Here is a 22,699-nt window from a genome sequence, read left to right on the forward strand (position 1 = left end):
TCGATAATATAACAGAACAGAAGAAGAGGTAAATATACCGGACTATAGACTCATATATCTTAATTTAAAATCTGCTTGTCTCGTTCTCTTCTATCTTCATTATACTAGTTATGTAAGGGCTTTCATAGTGTAAATTGTGCTTTTTTGGACATAGTTAAAAAGTTCTAATATTCGCTGTTTTCTGTCAATTTTAACGAAGCCTGTCATGGTGCTGTTATAGAACACTTTGAAGACACAAATCAGACATAGTTTTTTCAGCCAAAACGGCCTACTTATTTGGCTATTTTCTTTAGGCGAAGGCTATTTCTATAGTTTTACTTGAAATTATGCTAAAATATAAGGGATAATAGCGCGCTTTTTTTATCTGTTTGATTATTGCCTTTTTATTTAATGCTCGTTATTTGCACAACAATATTGAACTTTAAATCTTGTTCATTAATTACTATAGAAATGGATGTGTCTCAATGGTGAATCGCCCCAAAATTAAAAAGAAAAAATTATTACTGATATCTATTCTTTCATTAGTACTCGTAATTGGAGCGATTGTTTCGACTTATGCGCTGACAATGGCCAATACGGTTAAAGTAACCTCTGAAGTGGTTAACATCCGTAATGGGCCTGGTCTTGCCTATGACATTACGACACAGTCACGTAAAAATGATCGTCTAAAAGTATTGGACGAGGAAAATGAATGGTATAAAGTTTCCTTGCCATCTGGTGAAACAGGTTGGGTTGCAAGTTGGTTAGTTGAAAATGAAACTGTCTCAGCAGCAAGTAACTCTAAAGGTAAGATTATTTCCACTCTAGCAAATGTTCGCAGTAAGGATGATATCAACTCAAGTGTGATTGATACATTGAACAAAAATCGTGAAGTGACTGTAATCAGCTCACAAAACGGTTGGACTCAAGTCACTTACGGTAAAGTAACGGGTTGGATAAAATCTGATTTTATTGAAGTTGCAGGTGCTTCAACAGAAGATAGTGCCGCACTTCAAAAATTAACAATTCGTGAAGAAAACACCAATATTCGCGATGCTGCAGATGTTAATGGGAAATTATTAGAAACAGCTCAGCCTGGAACAACTTATGATATTATCGGATCGAAAGATAGTTGGTATGAGGTAAAAACGGCGGCTGGTTCTAAAGGATATGTTGCTAACTGGGTTGTAAGTGTGAATGAAAACACTGCTGCTGCGAAACCGACAGTCTCTTCTCTATCAGAAGCGACAATCGTACTAGATCCAGGACATGGTGGTAACGATACTGGTGCAATCGGCGTTGATGGTACATATGAAAAAGAAATTGCTCTAAAAACGGCGGCTGCTATTAAGGCACAGTTGGAAACAACGGGGGCCAAAGTGATTATGACACGTTCCAATGATGATTATGTTACCCTTGGCAAACGTGCAGCGATTTCAAATGACAATGCTGCAGATGCTTTCATTAGTGTCCATTATGATTCCACAGAAGAAGCCAACACCGCTTCAGGAACATCAACCTATTATTACAACGATAATGCAAAAGACTTTGCTTCACGCATTAATGCACAACTAAAAGTAGGAATGCCTCTTGAAAATCATGGTGAGAAATATGGCGATTTCCAAGTCTTACGTGAAAATGCTTCCCCTTCAATTTTATTAGAACTCGGTTATATCAATAATAGTTTTGATGAACAAACCATCGATAATGATGCTTATCGTCAAAAAGTTGCTAATGCCGTAACGAACGGCTTAACAAATTATTTCGCTAACTAAACAATACAAAAAAAAAGGAGCATTCAGTCAAACAACTGAATGTTCCTTTTTTATGGATTTTTGCTATCAATCGTAATTGTTATTGGACCATCGTTAACAAGAGAGACTTGCATATCCGCTCCAAACTCCCCTGTCGCAACGACAACACCTTCTGCTCGTATTGCTTCATTAAATTCTTTATAAAGCGTCAAGGCGATGTCAGGGGCTGCTGCTGCAGTGAAACTTGGACGTCGCCCTTTTTTTGTGTTGGCAAACAGAGTAAATTGCGATATTGACAACAGTTCACCTGTAACATCAATAAGCGATTGATTCATTTTTCCTTCTTCATCTTCGAAAATACGCAGATTAATCATTTTTTGTACCACATAATTAATATCCGCTGATGTGTCTTCATGTGTAAAACCTACAAAAACAACCAATCCCTTTGAAATTTCGCCAACTGTTTGTCCTGAAATAGCAACACTGGCAGCTAAACTCCTTTGTACAACAACCTTCATACTAAAAACTCCTTATTTCGTGACGCGTCTTACCGTGTACACATCATAAATTTGTTTCAACTTATCAATCACACGTTGCATCTCTTCTTTATTTCTAATCATCACATTAACGACAAGAGCTGCCATTTCACGCTTATCTAACCTTGCATTAACGCCATTAATATTAATTTGCATACTATTTAACGTTTGGATAACATCATTCAGTAAACCATCACGATTAAATGCATAAACTTCAAGGGTAACCTCATATTTAGCATGGTTCTTAAGATCGTTATTTGACCAAGAGACATCAATTAAGCGATCCTCACCATCCTCAAGTTGCGTTACATTAGGACAGTCTTGACGATGAATAGAAATACCGTGGCCTTTAGTGATGAAGCCAATAATTTCATCGCCTGGAACTGGATTACAACAATGTGATAAACGTAACATTAAGTTATCCATTCCGCCTGCTATATCGATACCCGTTTCATTTTTGTTTTTGTGCTCATGATGATCGGATTGTGTCACTGCACCTGCTTTTGTTTTACCTTCAACAATTAAATTATCAGCTTGCTGTCTCAATGCACGTTCACGACGAACTTTTTCAGTCAAACGGTTCATGATTTGTAACGCAGTCACACTGTTATAACCAATGGCTGCATATAAATCATCTTCATCACGGAAATTAAAACGATCAATAATATGCGCCAAATTATCATCCGTCATAAATTCTTTTGGATCAAACGAATGGGCAAGCAATTCTTTTTCAAGGCTCTCTTTACCTTTTTCAACAGTCTCATCTTTTACAAGTCGTTTGAAATACTGACGTATTTTATTTTTAGCTTGAGAGGATTGCACCAATTTCAACCAGTCTCGACTTGGACCTGTCGCAGTTTTTGAAGTTAAAATATCGACAATATCTCCCGTTTGTAATTTGTAGTCTAGCGTGACAATCTTGCCATTTATTTTTGCACCTACCGTACGATTTCCAACTTCTGTATGTACGCGGTAAGCAAAATCCAATGGAACCGAACCTTTCGGTAATTCAATCACATCACCTTTTGGTGAGAAGACATAAACCATGTCCGCAAATAAATCTGTCTTCAAAGAGCTCATAAATTCCTGAGCATTACTTTCGGTGTCTTGCACCTCCATAATTTCACTAAACCATGACATTTTGCGGTCGATACTTGTACTAAGATTAGCTGAATTCCCCTCTTTATAAGCCCAGTGAGCTGCCACACCAAATTCAGCAATTTGATGCATTTCTTGTGTACGGATTTGCACTTCTAACGGTTCTCCGCCTGGCCCAATAACTGTAGTATGCAGTGACTGATACATATTTGCTTTTGGCATGGCGATATAATCTTTAAAACGCCCTGGCATTGGTTTAAAACGTGTATGAATAATTCCTAATACTGCATAACAATCTTTAATGCTATCAACGATGACACGGATAGCCAACAAATCATAAATTTCATTAAACTGTTTATGTTGGCTTGTCATTTTATGATAAATTGAGAAAATATGTTTTGGTCGACCAGAAATATCAGCTTTTATGTTTAAATCAGTTAGATTTTCTTCAATATCACCAACGAGTTCATCTAAGTATGCTTCTCTTTCACCACGTTTTTGTTTCATTAAATGAACAATACGGTAATATTGTTGCGGATTAATATAACGTAACGCTGTATCTTCTAATTCCCATTTAATCATCGAGATACCTAAACGATGAGCAAGTGGTGCAAAAATATCCAGTGTTTCTTGTGCGATTCTTTTTTGTTTTTCAGGTGGCAAATGCTTCAATGTACGCATATTGTGAACACGGTCAGCAAGTTTAATTAAAATGACACGAATATCCTCTGCCATTGCCAAGAACATTTTACGATGGTTCTCTGCTTGTTGTTCTTCGTGCGATTTAAATTTAATTTTCCCTAGTTTTGTAACACCATCAACTAACATTGCTACCTCATTATTGAAGGCTTTTGCAATATCGTCTAGTGTAACATCTGTATCCTCTACAACATCATGTAAAAATCCAGCAGCAATTGTATTCGGGTCCATTTCAAGGTCCACTAGAATCCCCGCTACTTGAATAGGATGTATGATATAAGGCTCTCCTGATTTACGAATTTGATGCGCATGTGAATCACGTGCAAATTCATAGGCTCCAGTTATAAATGCGATATGCTTTTCATTTAAATAAAGAGCGGCCTTTGCGATGACTTCTTCAATTGATAAATTTTGATCTTTAACCATAATGCCATCCCCTTTCATCGGATATGCATAAAGCTGCGCCAACAGTCAAAATTGTAGACTACGGCACAGCTTAATCTTATATTTCATTATATCAGAACTTGTTAGCATTAAAAAGGGGATTTGCCTACAATCTATTTGTTTTCCAGTGAAGTCGTTTAATTAGGTTTATCATAAAAAAAACAAGCGCTTTAAACATGAATTCGCTCATAATTTGTTAAGGAAATTTCAGATTCACACTCTTGGAAAGTAATAAATAATCAGTCTTTTTTAAAAAATACTAAATAAACATACATGTTTTTCTTATAATCTAGTAATTCAAAAAAAAGTATCTATAAATAGTATTAAATCAATAAAAAACACATAAAAGCATATAAAAAAACACTAAATAACTATTTTAGAAAATATAATCAATCAAAAATAACTATAAACAAAACTTTAAATAACTATATAACTGGTGTATTATATAGATAAAATGATACACGGGGGAATTAACTTATGAGAAAAATTAATTGGCTAGTTATCTTATTGTTCTTTTGGATAGGTAGTGCGGATTCAGTAAAAGCAACAAATGATTTAGACACGATTAGTAATGACCAAGTAAGTGTTCCTTTTGTTGAAGATTCAAAAGATACGACAATAAATAGTGATGACTCACTATATGAATTTAAAGCGATTGAAGCAAATTATCCAATTCAAGAGGAGAGCATGTTATTACCTGAAATTCCTGATGATGTACTTCCAATAATTGAGGATAATTTCAACACCAGCAAAAGTATCATTGGTTCAGATAACCGTAAACAAATTAAAAACACTATAGTCCAACCGTACTCAACATCTACATTACTAGTAATTAAATTTCCAAAGGGCGTTACAAAAGTTGGATCAGGAAATATTATTGGAACTAAGTATGTTTTAACAGCTGGACATTGTCTTTATAATAGAGAACTTGGAGGTTGGGCAAACTCAATTAAAATCTATCCTGGTTATAATGGAAAAACGGCTTCATTAGGCATGTATCATGCTGTAAATATGAAATCTACCTCAGGTTGGGTACAGGGCAATAAAACAGATCATGATATCGGTTTGATTACTTTGAATGCTAATGTGTCTTCTAAGATAGGTACCCTTGGTTTAACTACCAAAATAGCTAATAAAGCTACGATTACTGGATATCCAGCTGAAAAAAATGGCGCTATGTGGTCATATAGAAACAATGTATCGTCTAGCAATTTAAATAATGTTTACTATGATATCGATACAACTGGTGGACAAAGTGGTAGCGCTTTATATGATGATAATAAGAATGCATTTGCCGTACATGCATATGGCTCTCGTCTATCAACAGGTCCCAATCATGGAACAAAAATAAATAGTGAAAAGTTAAAATTGATAAATGAATGGATGGGAAATAAAGAGGTAGCCATTTCGTTTAATAAAAATATCACTTTGTCAAAAGAAAATTATACATTATGGAATGATTTGAAATTTTCAAATAAAAAAGATTCAACTACCGGTAAGCTCGGGAAGGTTTACAATGCTAAAGTTTATTACGATCATAAAAATGGCGCGAAATATTATTCCTTATATAATAACAATGGAACTTGGGCTGGTTATGTCAATGCTAATGCCGTCAAAATTCTTTCAGGAATAACATTAAATAAAGATGTCACTATTTCTAAAGAAAACTATACGCTTTGGAATAACTTTTTTTCCAGTGCTAAAAAAGGCTCTACATCAGAAAAACTCGGGAAAGTTTATAATGCCAAATATTCTTATACTTTAGGTAATGGCGTATTATATTATTCACTTTATGATAACAAAGGAACATGGATTGGTTACCTTAACGCAAATGCTGCTAATATTCTCTCAGCTAAAACATTAAATAAAAAGGTGACTATTTCTAAAGAAAATTATACGCTTTGGACCAATTTCTTTTTCACTACTAAAAAAAGCTCTACTACTGGAAAAAAAGGCAAAGTCTATAATGCCAAATATTCTTACACTTTAGGTAATGGCGTATTATATTATTCATTGTATGATACTAAAGAAAAATGGATGGGTTATCTTAATGCAAACGCTACATCTAACACGACTAGATCATTACCAACAAGTATACAAAATTCATTTGAAGAATCCTCAACAGTAGAATCTGTTGAATCATACGAAGAAACTAGAGAAATTGATGCCTCTGACTCTGAAGACAGTGAAGTAACTAACAGTGCTAAAAACTTCGATTCAAGTGAAGTATATAACGACCTCCCTATCTCAGATTCCAGTGAATACGCTGAAATTTCCGAATCTAGCGAAACAAACACAGAAGTTGATAGCTCAGTATCTAGTGAAAATAATTAAGTGTTTATTAAAGTCCAAATTCTCAACGATAGTCATTAAAAAATAACATAATCGAAAGGATGTCATTGCTATGAAAATGAAAAAACATATAACAACCCTTCTAAGCCTTCTACTTCTAAGTGGTTTGTTTTTGACAAATCACATCACGGTAACAGCATCACCATCCAAAGAAAGCATTACAACACAATCATTGGAAAAGTCTAATAACCAAAGTAATGCATCAGCTGACACGGAAAAAACAACAGTCATCACGCGCTTTTACTGTGATAACGTCGAAATTGCCGAATCAGTTACACTAACAGGCAAAAAAGGTGAACATTACCAAACAGCACCAAAAGAGATACCTGGTTACTATTTAATTGATAAAAAAAATAAAAATGGTACTTTTGAATACCTCTCTACGGAGATTATTTACTCATATTCGAAAAAACCGGTAACTGGAAAAGAAACAGGAACAGTCATTACTATTTTCAGCTCTAACGGTAAAGAAATTGCCGAACGGATTACTCAAACAGGATTAATAGGTGAGCCTTATTCTACTGATCCATCCGATGCTAACATTCTTGGCGATATTAACTATCTTATCCCTGAATACTATAATTCAAAAGCTAATGGTTTCTTTTCAGCAAAAACAGAAGTTGTTGAATTTCACTATTATCCGCTTCCATCGCAAAGTTCTATTACAACAAAATTTTTATCTGGTAACGTAGAGATAGCCTCTCCAGTCATTCAAAAACTGGAAAGAGATAAAAAATATCAAACCACTGCAAAAGTAATACCCGGCTATACATTGTCCACTCAGATGCCTCACAACGCCTCTGGAATAGTGCCTAACAAAGATATCGAAGTGGTATATAACTACACGAAAAATCCAACAACAGGCACTGTGATTACTCATTTTTTAGAGGGTGATACGAAGTTAGCTGATTCTATTAAAATTACCGGAAACATTGGTGAAAAATATCAAACATCACCAAAAAACATTACCGGTTATTCGCTTCGAAAAACAGCTGTAGTAGGTTCTCAAGGCAGCTTCGCTGAAGGAACAATCGACGTAACTTATAATTATATAAAGAATGTACAAATTGCTCAAGGTACTGTCACCACTTACTATCAGGCTGATGGCATCGAGATTGCAGCACCAACAACTCAATCAGGAAAAAGAGGCACGGCATATCAAACAAGTCCTAAAGATATTACTGGCTATATCTTAACAAATGATCATCCCAAAAATGCTCGAGGTCAATACACCGATAAGTCACAAAAAGTTATTTATCACTATAAAAAAACGCCTGAACAGCAACAAAAAATTACACCTAGCAACAAAGACAGACAATCTACAGAGAATACCGTAGCAAAAAATACTTTACCAAAAACAGGTGAAATGAGTGCAGTCTTCCCAGTAACATTAGGAGTTATTATATTGACAGCACTCGCATTATTTTTACTGTTAGTTAAGCTCACAAAGCCTCATACCTTTAAATAAACATAAAAGAACAGACAGGATAACTCTCCTGTCTGTTCTTTTATCTCTTAATATTCTAGCAATACTTTCGTATCGATGTCTCCTAATTTAGCACGACCGTTTAATTCAACTAATTCAAGTAAGAATGCAGCACCTACAACTTCGCCGCCTAATTCATGCACAAGTTTAATTGTCGCTTCAATCGTACCACCAGTTGCTAATAAATCATCAACAATCAATACACGTTGACCTGGTTTGATTGCATCTTTATGGATTGTTAAAACATCTTGACCGTATTCTAAATCATACGTTACTTTAATCACTTCACGAGGTAACTTACCTTCTTTACGAACAGGTGCAAAACCAATACCCATTGCATAAGCCATCGGGCAGCCGATAATAAAGCCACGTGCTTCTGGTCCTACAATGACGTCAACATTTTTATCGCGCGCATAATCAACCAGTTGATCAGTAGCAAATTTATAAGCTTCACCATTACCCATCAACGGTGTGATATCGCGGAAAATAATGCCTGGTTTTGGATAATTCTCAATTGATGCGATGTGATTCTTTAAATCTTCTGTTTTCATAAATTTCGTCCCCTTTAATTGTCATTGCCCCAAAACACTTCATATAAGGCAGTATAGTTTGAATAAACAAAACGTTGTTGCAGCGCTTCGATTGCTTGTCTTTTTTTATAAGTTGGCGCTTCAGTCAGCGGGTGTTTGGGTGCATTTGGATTGATGACCAAACAGTCCTTTTCTATTTTAACAAATTCTAGCTCAAAAAACACGCTTGTCATGAAATAGAGATTGTTTTTTGAGATATTTAATTTTTGACAGATAGCTGGGTGTTGTTTTTTGACATCTACAGGCTCATACCTTGCTACAAATTTGAAAAATTCTCCAAATTCTTCACGACTTGGCATCACCACTAAACCTTTATTATCAGGATTTTCCAAGCGCGCATAAATATTCTGTGGTTGTAAAACAGTCAATACTTCATCCAATTTCAAAGCATCTGTTGGCATATCCACAATTACAATTGTTTCCACAGCTTGGGTCGGTAAAACATCTTTTGTCACATCATAAATAGTAACTTTATCAGCCCATTCACTCACAAAGGTCGGATGATTAAACACGACAAACAAATCTGGTTGTTGAGATGGGGTTAAGTTCTTACAAAATTTAGCCCATTCTGACTCACCACGTAAATCAAACAGTTGTTTGTTAGGCACTGCAATATCCTTAATTTGCAATTGAACCATTTGCTGGTTACGCCATTCGTTAATTGATAATTCACCCACTACATCAATATCATCACTCATGTTTAGCGTATTCTTTAGGTGACCAATATTAAACCCAATGGCTTCAACAGTTGCTTCTTCTTCTTTAAAAGTCGCTTTCAAATGACTATTGTCGGCACCAATTTGACGTATTCCTGCCAATCGTACATTTGAAAATTTAACCAGAGGTTTTGGATTATCCGTTCCAAAAGGTGCTAGAACTTTCATATCCTCAATTAAGGCTAAAGTTGCCTCTTCAACATGCAGTGTTAAATCAATACGTAAAGGTAACTTCGTACTAACATCAGCCAATAGTGGTGCTGCATAATTATTAATGGCCTTTCTTAATTCTGCAACATTTTCAAGAGGTAGTGTTAACCCTGCCGCCCCAGCGTGCCCACCAAAACGCGTAATTAAAGATACATGAGCGTTTAAAGCATCATATAAATTCAAAGCTGGTATACTCCGTCCAGAACCTTTGGCAATGTTTTTAGATTTGTTGATTGATAGCACAATAACAGGTCTTTGATAAGCTTCAATCAAGCGTGATGCTACAATTCCTAAGACACCTTCATGCCAATTCTCACCCGCTACAATTAACACTTTATCATCTAAAAATGGCTGTACTTGCTCATCTGCTTCAAGCACTAACTCATTGACGATTTTTTTACGTTCATCGTTAATTGCTACTAAATCAATTGCTAATTGCTTCGCTTCGTCAACGTCTTTAGTCACTAACAATGCAAGAGCTTTTTCAGCAGAACCTAGGCGACCAGCCGCGTTAAGATGAGGGGCAATTTTAAAGCCGACCATTTCTTCTGTCACCAGTGAAGCGTCCAAATTTAATTGGCGATATAACGCTTGTAAGCCCGGACGTTCAGTGATTGCTAGCTGTTTTAAACCAGCTTGTACAAAAAAACGATTTTCATCTGTTAAAGAAACCATATCTCCAATCGTTCCTAGTGCATAAAGATCCAATAATTCAACCGGAATTTCACCTAATAAAGCCTGTGCTAGTTTGAAGGCCACACCTACGCCAGCAAGTTCTTTAAAAGGGTATTGAAAATCAGGATGTTTTGGATGTACAATCGCATCGGCATCAGGTAAAATTTCGCCCACCTCATGATGGTCCGTACAGATAACTTGTAAGCCAATCTCACGTGCATAAGCAAGTTCATCTATGCCAGCTATCCCATTATCGACCGTGATTAATAAATCATAACCATCCGCTTTAATTTTTTTGAAAGCTTCTTTATTAGGACCATATCCTTCAACAAATCGATTTGGGATAAAACAGCCTGAATCAGCACCGATAATTTGTAATGCTTCATATAAAACAGCAGTACTTGTCACACCATCCGCATCATAATCACCATAGATCATTATTTTTTTATCTTCGGCGAGTGCCTCTTCAATAATTTCTAAGGCTTTGTCCATATCCGATAGTAAAAAAGGATCGTGTATTACCTCCTCAGTTGGATGAATAAACGCCTCTACTTCTGCTGGTGTACGTAGTTGTCTCTCCCAAAGCAACGCTGCTACTGGTAATGCGACATTCGCAGCTTTCGCTAACGTTTCTATTTCTTCTTGATTATTTTCTCGTTCTTGCCATTCATAGTTGGATGCAAGCACATTCTTCACTCCTTATTGATAAACTTCCCTTAAATATCATACCACAAATTCAACTTTGAAACCGCTCTCTCATTCATCATTCTAATTTTAAAATTGCAATTCATCTCAATTTCTAAAGTTACTTAAAATTAAAAACAGGCTACAGATAATCGATTCAATCTCGATAACCCATAGCCTGTTCATTAGTTTACGCAGTTATTAAATTTTTTCTTTTTCTGCGTTTTTAATTTTATTAATTTCACTTCTTGAAGAAGCATTTGCTATTTTTTGTTCTTTTAAAAATTTTTCATTTTGTTTAATAGCACTTTTTTCTTTAAACATACGCACCCATGTTACACTGATGACTGTTAAAGCCCCTAAAAGTGCCGACCCAATAATCACTAAAATTAATGGCCATTGTACCGTTGTGAAAATAAAGTTGATTTTCACTGGTTCGACATTGACGATTGATAACACTGCAATGAACAAAACTAATAAGATACTGATTAACGTTAACCACTGTGATTTTTTCATCCTATCCCCACACCCTTCTGTTTAGACAACTAACTTGTCTTTTTTAGATTTGTATTTTTTCTCTTTAACTGTTTTGATTTCGCCATGTTTATTTAATTCGCGAACTTTAAAACCATACCACATTTGCATAACCATAAACATTGATGTGAAAATACTTGAAACCAAACCGATCATAAGAGCAAGTGAGAACTCCCAAATTGAATGGCTACCAAAAATCATCAAGGCGGTTACTGTGATAAGAACTGTGAACACAGTTGCTAACGAACGTGTCAACGTTTGACGTAAACCTTGGTTAACTGCTACAGCTAAATCTTCTTTATTTTTATAAACACGTAGTTTTTGTCCGATTTCACGTACACGATCGGCCGTAACGATTGTATCATTAATGGAATAACCAATGACCGTTAACACCGCTGCAATAAACGTCAAATCTACTTGTATCTTGAAGATACTAAATACTACGAAGATTACGAAACCATCAAACAAGAGCGAGATAACTGCTGAGACAGCCATTTTCAACTCGAAACGGAAACCGATATAAACGATGATTAAAAGTGACGCAATGATTAAAGCAAAGAAACCATTTTTTGCCAACTCTTGTCCAACTGTCGGTGTTACCGTATTGATACTTGATTCATGACCGTATTCTTTTTTGAAGTGATTGTTGAATTTTTTAATTTCGTCTTGTGAGAATGCACCTTTATAACTAACAACGGCAGATTTTTGATCTTTCCCTGTTAAAACAATATCATTTGAAGGCATTCCAATTTGATCAAGTTCTTTAGTGATTTTAGCAGCTGTTAATGTCTTATCAGATGTTAACTCTGCACGTGTTCCACTTGAAAAATCAATACCTAAGTTCATTTTCAAGGTTGCCAAGCAGATAATACCCGCTATAACAATTCCTGCGAAAATTGAAAGGTAAACTTTACGATGTTTTAAGAAGTCGATATTATCAAAGTTAGTAGCTAATTTATATGATTCGTATCCTTCTGAAATATTATGGATACTCTTACGTTTAACAGCAAACCAACCTGGACGATTATCTAGGAAGCCACTATTAACAATTAAACCTAACATAATACGTGAACCATATACTGCTGTAATAAAGCTTACTAAGATACTAATAATTAAAATTAACGCAAAGCCTCGGATTGAACTTGTACCAAAAACAAACAATACGCCAGCTACAATAATTGTTGTTAAGTTCGCATCCAAAATCGTACGGAATGATTCTTTAGAACCTTCGATGAATGCTTTCTTAATTGTACGTCCAACAAGTATTTCTTCTTTGATACGTTCATAAGTAATGATATTAGCATCTACTGCCATACCAATACCTAAAATTAAACCAGCAATACCTGGCAATGTCATTGTTGCACCAACTAAACTTACAATAAGCAATACAATGTATGTATAAATGCTCAATGTCACTGATGCGATTAAACCTGGTAAGCGATAGAAGATAAGCATAAATACAAAAATAGCAAGTAAACCAATTAATCCGGCTAACATTGTATCTTGTAAAGCTGATTGTCCAAACGCTGCACCTACTGATGTTGAGTACACCTCAGTTAATTTAACAGGCAATGCTCCCGCATTAAGTAACTCTGCTAAATTATTTGCCTCTGCAACTGTAAAACTACCCGAAATCTCTACTTGGTTTGTATTCAACACCTGGCTTACATTTGGTGCTGATAAAAATGCAGGGTTTTCTTTTTTAGACTCTGTTAAGAATTTTTGATTATCTTTATGGTCTAACCAAATAACTAATTGATTATTTGGTGCTTCTGCAAGAATTTTTTTCGTTACATCAGCAAATTTTTGACTATCTTTTAATTTCAATGTTACAACTGGTTGATTTTGTTGATCAAATGACTGTTTTGCTGCCCCTTGAACTAAATCACGACCGTCCATCATCAATTTATCATTTGCATCACGGAATGATAATTGTGCAGTTGTTGAAAGCATTTCACGTGCTTCATCTTGATCTTTAACACCCGCTAATTGCACACGGATACGGTTTCCAGATTCAATCGTAATGCTTGGTTCCGCAACGCCCAAAGCGTTAATACGTTTATCCAAAGCAACAACTGTTGATTTTAGTGTTTCACTTGTAACTTTTTCAGCATTTTCACCCGCTGGTTTGACTTCATAAAGAACCTCAAATCCACCTTGTAAATCTAATCCTAAATTAATATTATTTAGTACCGGCTTCACCGTGAACGAAATAAGCGCTGTAAACACAGCGATCAAAATAAAAAAACTGACTAACTTGCCTCTTTTCATAATGCCATACACGACCTTTCTTCTTTTAGTAATTTTTGTAGCAAACTTGTCCTATATTTCTCACGGTTGTAAATAATTGCTAGCTGTTGAAATTAAATCATGACAACAGTTTCTTTCTTATTTCCCCTTTAAATGTACTAAATAAACGGTAAGTATAATGGCATTTCACGCAAGGAAAATTTTCAAACTAATCTTTCAATCCCTGTAATTGACAAATCTTAAGATTTTCACCTGTACCATGGCCTTGGCTCTATTCATTAGCACTACACAATCATAGATTATTATACCAGTTTTCAAGGTTATTTTCATCAAAATCAAAAAAACCTTTTATGCTACAAACATAGAAGGTTTTGTTTTTAAGTATTTAGTTATTGTCATTTGATTCAAAAGAATCAACTGGTGCTTCAGATACTTCAAGTACTGTACGCACTGCTTGACGATCAAAAGTTAATAACGAACCGTGACAATCAAGTGTAACTTGTTTGTCATCGATAGAATCAACTACGCCGTGTAAGCCACCGATTGTTGCAATAGTATCGCCTTTTTTAAGCGCACTTTGCATTGATTGTACTTTTTTCTGACGCTTTTGTTGCGGACGAATCAGCATAAAGTAAAACAATGCGATCATAACTACGATAAGTAAAATAGACTGCATGTGTGATAAAACCCCTTTCATTAGTCATTACTATTATTATATCAGAAAATAATGACAATTATCTATCAATATGCTAGAAATTACGCGGATTTTCTTTGTTATAGCCATATTGTTCGAAAAATTCTTCACGGAAGGCCAATAAACGGTCCTCCATTATCGCTTCACGTACATCTTCCATTAATTTAATCAAGAAATACAAGTTATGGTAACTTGTTAGGCGAATTCCAAAAGCTTCTTTTGCTTTAATGAGATGACGAAGGTATGCACGCGAATAATTTTTACAAACATGGCAATCACAGTTAGGATCAAGTGGACCAAAATCACGTTCATAAATCGCATTTTTAATAACGACACGACCTTGACTTGTCATTGTTGTTCCGTTACGTGCTATACGAGTTGGTAATACACAGTCAAACATATCAATTCCACGGATAACCCCATCAATTAATGCATCGGGTGAACCAACGCCCATTAAATAACGTGGTTTATCAGCTGGAAGGAATGGTGTTGTTGCCTCAAGCGCTTCATTCATTAAATGTTTTTCTTCTCCAACGCTTAATCCACCAATTGAATAGCCAGGAAAATCTAATGAGGCTAATTCTTTTGCATGTTGTTGACGTAAATCAGAGTATACCCCACCTTGAACGATGCCGAATAATGATTGTTTATCCATTGTTGTATGAGCTTTCAAACCACGTTCTGCCCAACGAGTTGTACGTGCCATTGATTGAATCATGTACTCACGGCTAGCTGGATAAGGTGGGCATTCATCGAATGACATCATAATATCAGAGCCGAGTGCTTCTTGAATCTCAATTGCTTTTTCAGGTGATAAAAATAATTTCGAACCATCCAAGTGACTACGGAAATGAACACCTTCTTCTTTAATATCACGAATCTTGCTCAAACTAAACACTTGGAAACCACCTGAATCAGTCAAAATCGGTTGATCCCAGTTCATAAATTTGTGGAGACCCCCTGCTTCACGAATTAATTCGTGACCTGGACGTAACCAAAGATGATAAGTATTACTCAAGATAATACCTGAACCCATCTCTTTTAATTCTTCTGGTGATAATGTTTTGACTGTTGCCAATGTTCCAACTGGCATAAACATTGGTGTTGGGAACGAACCGTGTGGTGTATGGATAATACCTGCACGAGCTCCGGTTTCCTTATCTGTTTTAAGCAATTCATATACTACTGCTGGTCTCATAACTTACCTCTTTCATTGATTATTATTTTTGTAAAAACATTGCATCGCCAAAACTAAAGAAGCGATATTTTTCTGCAACGGCGTGTTCATAAGCATTGATTACATTATCTCGACTTGAGAAAGCACTGACAAGCATCACTAACGTCGATTTTGGTAAATGGAAGTTGGTAATTAACGCATCGCACGCTTTAAACTCAAATCCTGGAGATATAAAAATATCTGTCCAACCATCATCTGCTTTAATCGCACCATCAAATTTTTGTGTGATTGATTCTAGCGTACGCATACTTGTTGTTCCAACAGCAATGATTTTTTTGCCGTTATTGCGTACGTCATTTAACGTGGCTGCCGCTTCTTCTGTCATGCGGTAAAACTCAGAATGCATTTTATGATTTGTTGTATCTTCTACACTAATTGGACGGAAAGTTCCTAATCCTACATGTAAAGTGATAAAAACAATATGTACACCTTTTGCACGAATCGCTTCTAACAACTCGTTTGTAAAATGTAGACCTGCTGTCGGTGCAGCCGCTGAACCATTTTCTTCAGCATAAACTGTTTGATAACGTTCTTGATCCTCAAGCTGTTCTTTAATATAAGGTGGCAATGGCATTTCACCAAGCGCCTCCAATACCTCATAAAAGATACCCTCGTACTTGAAAGTCATTAAGCGACCCCCATGTTCAAGTTCACCTGTACAAACAGCTGTTAAACGGCCATCACCAAATGATAATACAGTACCCACACGGATACGTTTGGCAGGTTTAACCAATGTTTCCCACTCGTCACCCTCTAGTTGTTTTAAAAGTAATACTTCTGTATGACCGCCAGTTTCAGCTTTAATTCCGTGTAAACGGGCAGGTAAAACGCGTGTGTTATTTAAAACCAGCGCATCGCCTTCTGATAAATACTCTAACATGTCAGGAAAAACACCATCACGGTAAGCACCAGTTTCTCTATTCATCATTAATAATCGACTGGATGTACGATCTAATAATGGCGTTTGTGCAATTAATTCCTCTGGTAATTCATAATTAAAATCTTCTACTCTCACTTTATTCACCTTTTCTGTTCAATTTATATATTATGCAAGCGGTCGTCCTAAATGCTGATAAGCCTTAGGTGTAGCTACACGACCACGTGGTGTTCTTTGTAAAAAGCCATGTTGTAATAAATAGGGTTCATACATGTCTTCAATCGTTAAACGTTCTTCACCAATACTGGCAGCTAAGGTATCCAAACCAACAGGACCTCCATTAAACATATCAATAATTGCTGATAATATTTTCTCATCAATTTGGTCTAACCCTTTATCATCAACTAGCAATAACTCTAACGCCATTTTGGCAATAGGAACGCTAATGGTTCCATCACTTTTAACTTGTGCAACATCACGTACACGTTTTACCAGACGGTTTGCGATACGCGGTGTTCCTCTTGAACGGCGTGCCATTTCATGTGACGCATTTCCTTCAAGAGGTGTTTCTAAAATCGCTGCTGTTCTTTCAATAATCGCTTCCAATTCAGAAATCGTATAATATTCCAGGTGGTTAATTACACCAAAACGATCTCGTAACGGGGCAGTCATGTGACCAGCACGCGTTGTAGCACCAATCAATGTAAATGGGGGTAACTCCATTCGAATTGAGCGTGCTTCTGGTCCTTGTCCAATAATAATATCCAAAGCAAAATCTTCCATTGCCGGATATAAAATCTCTTCTATCACTCGGCTCAAGCGATGAATCTCATCAATAAAAAGAACATCTCCTGGCTCTAATGCTGTTAAAATCGCTGCTAAATCACCCTGTTTTTCAATGGCGGGACCACTTGTTGTATGCAATTTAGCACCCATTTCATTAGCTACTACCATTGCTAATGTTGTTTTACCTAAACCAGGTGGGCCATATAACAAAACGTGATCCAATGCTTCTTGGCGCATACGTGCAGCCTCAATAAAAATTTGCAAGTTATTCTTTACTTTTTCTTGACCGATATATTGCGCTAAACGACTTGGTCGTAAACTCAATTCCATTGAACCCTCATCACCAATTGATTCGGAAGATATAATACGCTCATCCATTCGATACTCACCCCCTATTATTGTGTGTCATTCAAAATAGCTTTAAATTGTTTAACATCTTCGACTTTAACCGGATTTTTTAATAGGCTTGTAGATGCTTTTATTGTTCTCTAGCACTGCAAGCCAAAACTTGTGAGATTTCAAAGATACTTCCAGCGATAAAATAATCGCTTACCGAACTTTTACAATCTCTTCAGTTCTGAATGGGCTTGTAGATGCTTTTACTGTTCTCTAGCACTGCAAGCCAAAACTTGTGAGATTTCAAAGATGCTCCCAGCGATAAAATAATCGCTTACCGAACTTTTACAATCTCTTCAGTTCTGAATGGGCTTGTAGATGCTTTTACTGTTCTCTAGCACCACAAGCCAAAACTTGTGAGATTTCAAAGATACTTCCAGCGATAAAATAATCGCTTACCGAACTTTTACAATCTCTTCAGTTCTGAATGGGCTTGTAGATGCTTTTATTAATTAGTTAATAATTTCAATCCAGCTCGAATATACTCATCCGTGGTTGCTAACTCAAGTTTTTCCATTTTTGTTTCTACACGCTTAATCTCACGAGCGCTATATCCCAATGCTTCAAGTGCCAACAATGCTTCTGATAAAGCGCTGTGAACTTCCACTATTGCTGTTGTTTGTTTGGCTGAAGGTACTAAATCATTGATCTTACCTTTTAAATCTAAAATGATTTGACGGGCCGTTTTCTTACCAATTCCTGGGAATTTGACTAGATAACCTTCATTTTCTCCTTCAATAGCAGCAACCAATAAACTTAATTCACCGCGAGCAATAATTGCCATTGCCCCTTTAGGACCAATTCCTGTAACACTTAATAATTTCTGGAAGAGGAAACGTTCTTCTCTACTTTCAAAACCAAATAATGTTTCAGCATCTTCACGCACATGATGGTGAATAAAAATTTGTTCTTCTAAACCTTCTCGTGTTGTGAATGAAAAAGGATTAGGTACGTGTACCAGATAGCCAATACCTTGAACATCGACAGTAATATAAAGTGGGCATATATAAGTAATATGACCTTTTAAGTATTCAAACATTTAAGTAACCTCTTTTCCAGTTGGCGTATTTAGCTGTCAAATCGACTATTATTTCACCAAAATACGTTAAATTTCATCTTCTATATCATAGCATAAATTAACGTGAAAAGTTATTGGTTGAACTAAAAAACACCTCCTTATATAGAAGATGTTTTCAAATCTAGTAACCGAAGTAACACAACTAAAAATAGTGTTTGGATTTCTGACTATTTATGTTCAAAATAACAATCACCTATGAATTTTTCTAATGTCTTCTACTATTATAGAAAAAAAGCCAGTAAGGCTCTTTTCAATTTATGAAAACGAACGTTACTGACGCTTTATTAAACTAAGATTGGAATAAATACACTAGCTAAAATAGCTGTTCCAGCCATTGTCACCAATCCAATTGCACCTTCTTCTTTATTGAGCAACATCGAATGTGAACTTCCCATAATATGTGCCACAGCAGCCATTGCTACACCACGAGCCACTCTGTTTTTCACACCCATGAAATGAAGAATCCGATTTCCAAATGCAGCACCTATACAACCCGATAACACGACACCAATTGCCGTTAAAGATGCAGAAGCTTCGATATCATTGGCAATTGTAATAGCAACAGGCAATGTCACATTTTTACCCCACAACGAGGATACCATTTCAGCTGACAATGGTAGAACTAATGAGAAAATGAATGTCATTCCAACCGAAACAGCCAATCCAATCATCATGCCAATTAATACCACTGGTAAATAACGATAAATAATCGCTCGCACCGAATACATCGGAACGGCAAACGCCACTATTGCAGGTCCCATCATAAAACTGAAAAATTGACGAGCACCACTATAGGATTCATATGTTAAATTCATCGATACAAGTAAAATGATCATCATTGCTGACGCTGTAAAAATTGGCAATGTAAAAACAGAAGGAAATCTTCTATTAATAACATAAGCCACGCAAAAAAAGACAATTGTCATTCCCACTAAAAAAAGATCAAGTTTCATTTTGTCACCTCTTTATCTGCTTTCTTTGAAGACGGCCAGATTTTTATTAACTGCTGTACTGCCCAACCCGAAACAAAAAAGATCACAAATGCTGATACAACAATATCGATGATAATGAAAATACCCTGATGTAAAAACAACTGACCATAATCCATTAAACCCGTCATCGAAGGAATGAAGAACAATGGCATAATCATCAATAAAAAGGCAGCACCAACGTTGATCCACTCCATCTTAATGATTTTAAAACTCAAGCATGTAAACAGTAATATCAAACCAATCAAGCTACCAGGAACAACTAAGTTAAACCATTGTTGCAACTGTTCGCCAATTAAAAAAAACACAATCAAAAAGCAAATTTGTAAGACAGCCTTAACCAGCCAACGTACAAATTGCTTTAGTTTAGAAATATACATCCCCATCACAATCCTTATCCACATAGTATCTTAAGTATACTCCTCTTTTGGACGTTTGAAAAGAGGCTGAAAGAATAACAAGCTCATTTTACTTTATCGAAATTAGAATGGATTAAAAGTGTAACGTGTTAAACTAGAAATTTTAGTTAGGATAGACTGATTGTTGAAAGAAAGAGAAACTCGTTTTACTTTCATCCAAATTGAAATACTAAAAATCTTACTCATTAGACTAAAGAAATTAAATTGTTATAGACTGATCACCGAAAGAAAGAGAAACTCGTTTTACTTTCATCCAAATTGAAATGCTAAAAAAATCACTCATTAGACTAAAGAAATTAAATTGTTATAGACTGGTCACCGAAAGAAAGAGAAACTCGTTTTACTTTCATCCAAATTGAAATGCTAAAAAAATCACTCATTAGACTAAGGAAATTAAATTGTTATAGACTGGTCACCGAAAGAAAGAGAAACTCGTTTTACTTTCATCCAAATTGAAATGCTAAAAAAATCACTCATTAGACTAAGGAAATTAAATTGTTATAGACTGGTCCATGTCTATACTCCAATTTTATTTTCAGGTCTAGTGATTTTTTATGTGTTTATGAAATTTTGACAAAGTAAGTTTTAGTTTCTAGAGGATGTCTATACTCCAATTTTATTTTCAGGTCTAGTGATTTTTTTATAACGTTATGAAATTACTGACATCGTAGCGGATTTATCCGCTTTACGAGAGTAGTATGGGACGGAGCGCAAGCGAGTACCACTCCTTCTGTTAATAACTTAAGAGCACTAATCCTTAAATTAATGTCATAAGAGTACCACTCCTTCTGTTGATGTTGTAAGAGTACCAATCCTTTATTGAAATAAATTGCACTTCATTGTTTTAGTTTGAAATACAGGCTAAAAGCAAAAGCAACTCCAAACGTTCAGCTTCGTATACAAAAACAACGCGCTAACATTTGTCAGCGCGTTGTCTTAAAAATTTCCTATTAATAAAAAATCAAACCAACAATGTATACAGCATCGGGTTATCATTAACGGGGATATAGTTTGAATCGTAACCCGCAAGTCGTTTTAGCATCACATTATAATCTGCTTTATCTTTCAATAAAATACCGATAATAACAGGGCCTTGTCCTCTATTTACTTTTTTTGTGTATTCAAATTTCGTAATGTCGTCTTGTGGACCTAGTACAAGGCTAATAAATTCTTTTAATGCACCTGCCCTTTGAGGAAAATTAACAATGAAATAATGTTGTAAACCTTCAAACATCAACGAACGCTCTTCCATTTCCTTCATCCGATTGATGTCATTATTACCACCACTAACAATACAAACCACATTTTTGCCTTCAATTTGTGGTTTTAGTTGTTCCAAGGCTGATACGCTTAGTGCTCCTGCTGGTTCTGCAACAATTGCTAACTTAGTGTACATTTCTAAAATAGTTGTGCACACTTGGCCTTCTGGTACCAAAAAGATATCATCTACAAATTTGCGACAATAACCATAGGTTAGTTTTCCAGCCTCTGCAACAGCAGCGCCATCAACAAATTTATCAATGACAGGTAATTTTACTACTTCGCCAGCGTGAAGTGCTGCATGCATAGAAGCTGCGCCCAAAGGTTCTACACCAATAACCTTTGTATCGGGACTTTTTTTATGGAAATAACTGCCTACTCCTGAAATTAAGCCGCCCCCGCCAATTGTTGCGACAACATAATCCATTTTAACATCTGCATCTTCTAAAATTTCAACGGCAACAGTTCCTTGACCTGCGATGATATCTTCAGAATCAAAGGGTGGAATAAATGTCATTTGATGTGTTTCTGTATAGTCTTTCGCTGCTTTTGAACAGGCATCAAACGTATCGCCGACCAACATAATTTCTATGTATTTCCCTCCAAAAAAGCGTACCTGTGATACTTTTTGATTGGGGGTTGTGGTTGGCATAAAAATAACAGCTTTCATTTGTAGGCGGTCGCATGTATACGCCACACCCTGCGCATGATTTCCAGCACTTGCACAAGTTACGCCAAATTCGCGTTGTTTTTTTGACAAGCGACTAATCGCATAATAGGCACCTCGTAATTTAAATGAACGTACTGTCTGTAAATCTTCGCGCTTTAAATAAACATTACAATTATACTTTTGTGATAAATAAACATCGTGTTCCAATGGTGTATGACGCACAACATCTTTTAAAACAAGATGAGCAGCATCAATTTTTGCGGCTTGTGTGGCTGTATACATACTT

At 35.8% G+C, this 22,699-nt stretch carries 17 protein-coding genes; 3 read left to right on the forward strand and 14 right to left on the reverse strand.

What is annotated here, in order from left to right:
- The first annotated feature begins 464 nt into the window (after positions 1-464).
- Positions 465-1,754 (forward strand): N-acetylmuramoyl-L-alanine amidase, encoded by a 1,290-nt coding sequence (locus V6S17_RS08945; protein WP_029092306.1) that lies wholly within the window; start codon positions 465-467, stop codon positions 1,752-1,754.
- A gap of 50 nt (positions 1,755-1,804) precedes the next feature.
- On the opposite strand, the gene dtd is transcribed toward V6S17_RS08945, so the two are convergent.
- On the reverse strand, positions 1,805-2,251 hold the full coding sequence (dtd, locus tag V6S17_RS08950) for a D-aminoacyl-tRNA deacylase (RefSeq protein ID WP_029092307.1): 447 nt from the start codon (positions 2,249-2,251) through the stop codon (positions 1,805-1,807).
- Positions 2,252-2,263: 12 nt separating this feature from the next.
- A complete protein-coding gene (locus tag V6S17_RS08955; protein WP_029092308.1) occupies positions 2,264-4,492 on the reverse strand; it encodes a RelA/SpoT family protein in 2,229 nt (742 codons plus the stop codon).
- A 495-nt stretch (positions 4,493-4,987) separates the two neighbouring features.
- Here V6S17_RS08955 and V6S17_RS08960 point away from each other — a divergent pair, with 495 nt between their 5' ends.
- Both V6S17_RS08960 and V6S17_RS08965 read left to right on the forward strand, forming a co-directional pair.
- The gene (locus V6S17_RS08960; RefSeq protein WP_029092309.1) at positions 4,988-6,844 is read left to right on the forward strand and encodes a trypsin-like serine peptidase; all 1,857 of its coding nucleotides are present in this window, start codon (positions 4,988-4,990) and stop codon (positions 6,842-6,844) included.
- 70 nt (positions 6,845-6,914) lie between these two features.
- On the forward strand, positions 6,915-8,330 hold the full coding sequence (locus tag V6S17_RS08965; RefSeq protein ID WP_029092310.1) for a MucBP domain-containing protein: 1,416 nt from the start codon (positions 6,915-6,917) through the stop codon (positions 8,328-8,330).
- A 47-nt stretch (positions 8,331-8,377) separates the two neighbouring features.
- On the opposite strand, the gene V6S17_RS08970 is transcribed toward V6S17_RS08965, so the two are convergent.
- From V6S17_RS08970 to ilvA, 12 genes are all read right to left on the reverse strand, one after another.
- On the reverse strand, positions 8,378-8,899 hold the full coding sequence (locus V6S17_RS08970) for an adenine phosphoribosyltransferase (RefSeq protein ID WP_029092311.1): 522 nt from the start codon (positions 8,897-8,899) through the stop codon (positions 8,378-8,380).
- Between the two features lie 14 nt (positions 8,900-8,913).
- The gene (gene recJ / locus V6S17_RS08975) at positions 8,914-11,226 is read right to left on the reverse strand and encodes a single-stranded-DNA-specific exonuclease RecJ (RefSeq protein WP_036027617.1); all 2,313 of its coding nucleotides are present in this window, start codon (positions 11,224-11,226) and stop codon (positions 8,914-8,916) included.
- 198 nt (positions 11,227-11,424) lie between these two features.
- Positions 11,425-11,739 (reverse strand): LapA family protein, encoded by a 315-nt coding sequence (locus V6S17_RS08980; protein ID WP_036027623.1) that lies wholly within the window; start codon positions 11,737-11,739, stop codon positions 11,425-11,427.
- Between the two features lie 21 nt (positions 11,740-11,760).
- Complete coding sequence (secD, locus tag V6S17_RS08985; protein WP_029092312.1) at positions 11,761-14,031, reverse strand: protein translocase subunit SecD; 2,271 nt, start codon at positions 14,029-14,031, stop codon at positions 11,761-11,763.
- A gap of 361 nt (positions 14,032-14,392) precedes the next feature.
- Positions 14,393-14,683, reverse strand: a complete 291-nt coding sequence (gene yajC / locus V6S17_RS08990) for a preprotein translocase subunit YajC (RefSeq protein ID WP_080712965.1) — start codon at positions 14,681-14,683, stop codon at positions 14,393-14,395.
- A 73-nt stretch (positions 14,684-14,756) separates the two neighbouring features.
- The gene (gene tgt / locus V6S17_RS08995) at positions 14,757-15,899 is read right to left on the reverse strand and encodes a tRNA guanosine(34) transglycosylase Tgt (protein ID WP_029092313.1); all 1,143 of its coding nucleotides are present in this window, start codon (positions 15,897-15,899) and stop codon (positions 14,757-14,759) included.
- Positions 15,900-15,921: 22 nt separating this feature from the next.
- Positions 15,922-16,953: a tRNA preQ1(34) S-adenosylmethionine ribosyltransferase-isomerase QueA gene (queA, locus tag V6S17_RS09000; RefSeq protein ID WP_029092314.1), complete on the reverse strand. Its 1,032-nt coding sequence runs from the start codon at positions 16,951-16,953 to the stop codon at positions 15,922-15,924.
- A 30-nt stretch (positions 16,954-16,983) separates the two neighbouring features.
- Positions 16,984-17,979 (reverse strand): Holliday junction branch migration DNA helicase RuvB, encoded by a 996-nt coding sequence (gene ruvB, locus V6S17_RS09005; protein ID WP_029092315.1) that lies wholly within the window; start codon positions 17,977-17,979, stop codon positions 16,984-16,986.
- 466 nt (positions 17,980-18,445) lie between these two features.
- Positions 18,446-19,036, reverse strand: coding sequence for a Holliday junction branch migration protein RuvA (gene ruvA, locus V6S17_RS09010; RefSeq protein WP_029092316.1), 591 nt, complete (start codon positions 19,034-19,036; stop codon positions 18,446-18,448).
- 323 nt (positions 19,037-19,359) lie between these two features.
- Positions 19,360-20,028 carry an LrgB family protein gene (locus V6S17_RS09015; protein WP_029092317.1) on the reverse strand — a complete coding sequence of 223 codons (669 nt, stop codon included), beginning with the start codon at positions 20,026-20,028 and terminating at the stop codon, positions 19,360-19,362.
- Complete coding sequence (locus V6S17_RS09020) at positions 20,025-20,444, reverse strand: CidA/LrgA family protein (RefSeq protein WP_069120119.1); 420 nt, start codon at positions 20,442-20,444, stop codon at positions 20,025-20,027. The genes V6S17_RS09015 and V6S17_RS09020 overlap by 4 nt, the downstream gene beginning before the upstream one ends.
- A gap of 1,000 nt (positions 20,445-21,444) precedes the next feature.
- Positions 21,445-22,695: a threonine ammonia-lyase IlvA gene (gene ilvA / locus V6S17_RS09025; RefSeq protein WP_029092319.1), complete on the reverse strand. Its 1,251-nt coding sequence runs from the start codon at positions 22,693-22,695 to the stop codon at positions 21,445-21,447.
- Positions 22,696-22,699 lie beyond the last annotated feature (4 nt).

The organism is Brochothrix thermosphacta DSM 20171 = FSL F6-1036, from assembly GCF_036884295.1.
In the GTDB taxonomy this organism is placed as follows: domain Bacteria; phylum Bacillota; class Bacilli; order Lactobacillales; family Listeriaceae; genus Brochothrix; species Brochothrix thermosphacta.

Coding starts and splice junctions, on each gene's coding strand:
- V6S17_RS08945 (WP_029092306.1), top strand. CDS start 465: ATGGTGAATCGCCCCAAAATTAAAAAGAAAAAATTATTACTGATATCT.
- dtd (WP_029092307.1), bottom strand. CDS start 2,251: ATGAAGGTTGTTGTACAAAGGAGTTTAGCTGCCAGTGTTGCTATTTCA.
- V6S17_RS08955 (WP_029092308.1), bottom strand. CDS start 4,492: ATGGTTAAAGATCAAAATTTATCAATTGAAGAAGTCATCGCAAAGGCC.
- V6S17_RS08960 (WP_029092309.1), top strand. CDS start 4,988: ATGAGAAAAATTAATTGGCTAGTTATCTTATTGTTCTTTTGGATAGGT.
- V6S17_RS08965 (WP_029092310.1), top strand. CDS start 6,915: ATGAAAATGAAAAAACATATAACAACCCTTCTAAGCCTTCTACTTCTA.
- V6S17_RS08970 (WP_029092311.1), bottom strand. CDS start 8,899: ATGAAAACAGAAGATTTAAAGAATCACATCGCATCAATTGAGAATTAT.
- V6S17_RS08980 (WP_036027623.1), bottom strand. CDS start 11,739: ATGAAAAAATCACAGTGGTTAACGTTAATCAGTATCTTATTAGTTTTG.
- yajC (WP_080712965.1), bottom strand. CDS start 14,683: ATGCAGTCTATTTTACTTATCGTAGTTATGATCGCATTGTTTTACTTT.
- tgt (WP_029092313.1), bottom strand. CDS start 15,899: ATGAGACCAGCAGTAGTATATGAATTGCTTAAAACAGATAAGGAAACC.
- ruvB (WP_029092315.1), bottom strand. CDS start 17,979: ATGGATGAGCGTATTATATCTTCCGAATCAATTGGTGATGAGGGTTCA.
- ruvA (WP_029092316.1), bottom strand. CDS start 19,036: ATGTTTGAATACTTAAAAGGTCATATTACTTATATATGCCCACTTTAT.
- V6S17_RS09015 (WP_029092317.1), bottom strand. CDS start 20,028: ATGAAACTTGATCTTTTTTTAGTGGGAATGACAATTGTCTTTTTTTGC.
- V6S17_RS09020 (WP_069120119.1), bottom strand. CDS start 20,444: ATGTATATTTCTAAACTAAAGCAATTTGTACGTTGGCTGGTTAAGGCT.
- ilvA (WP_029092319.1), bottom strand. CDS start 22,695: ATGTATACAGCCACACAAGCCGCAAAAATTGATGCTGCTCATCTTGTT.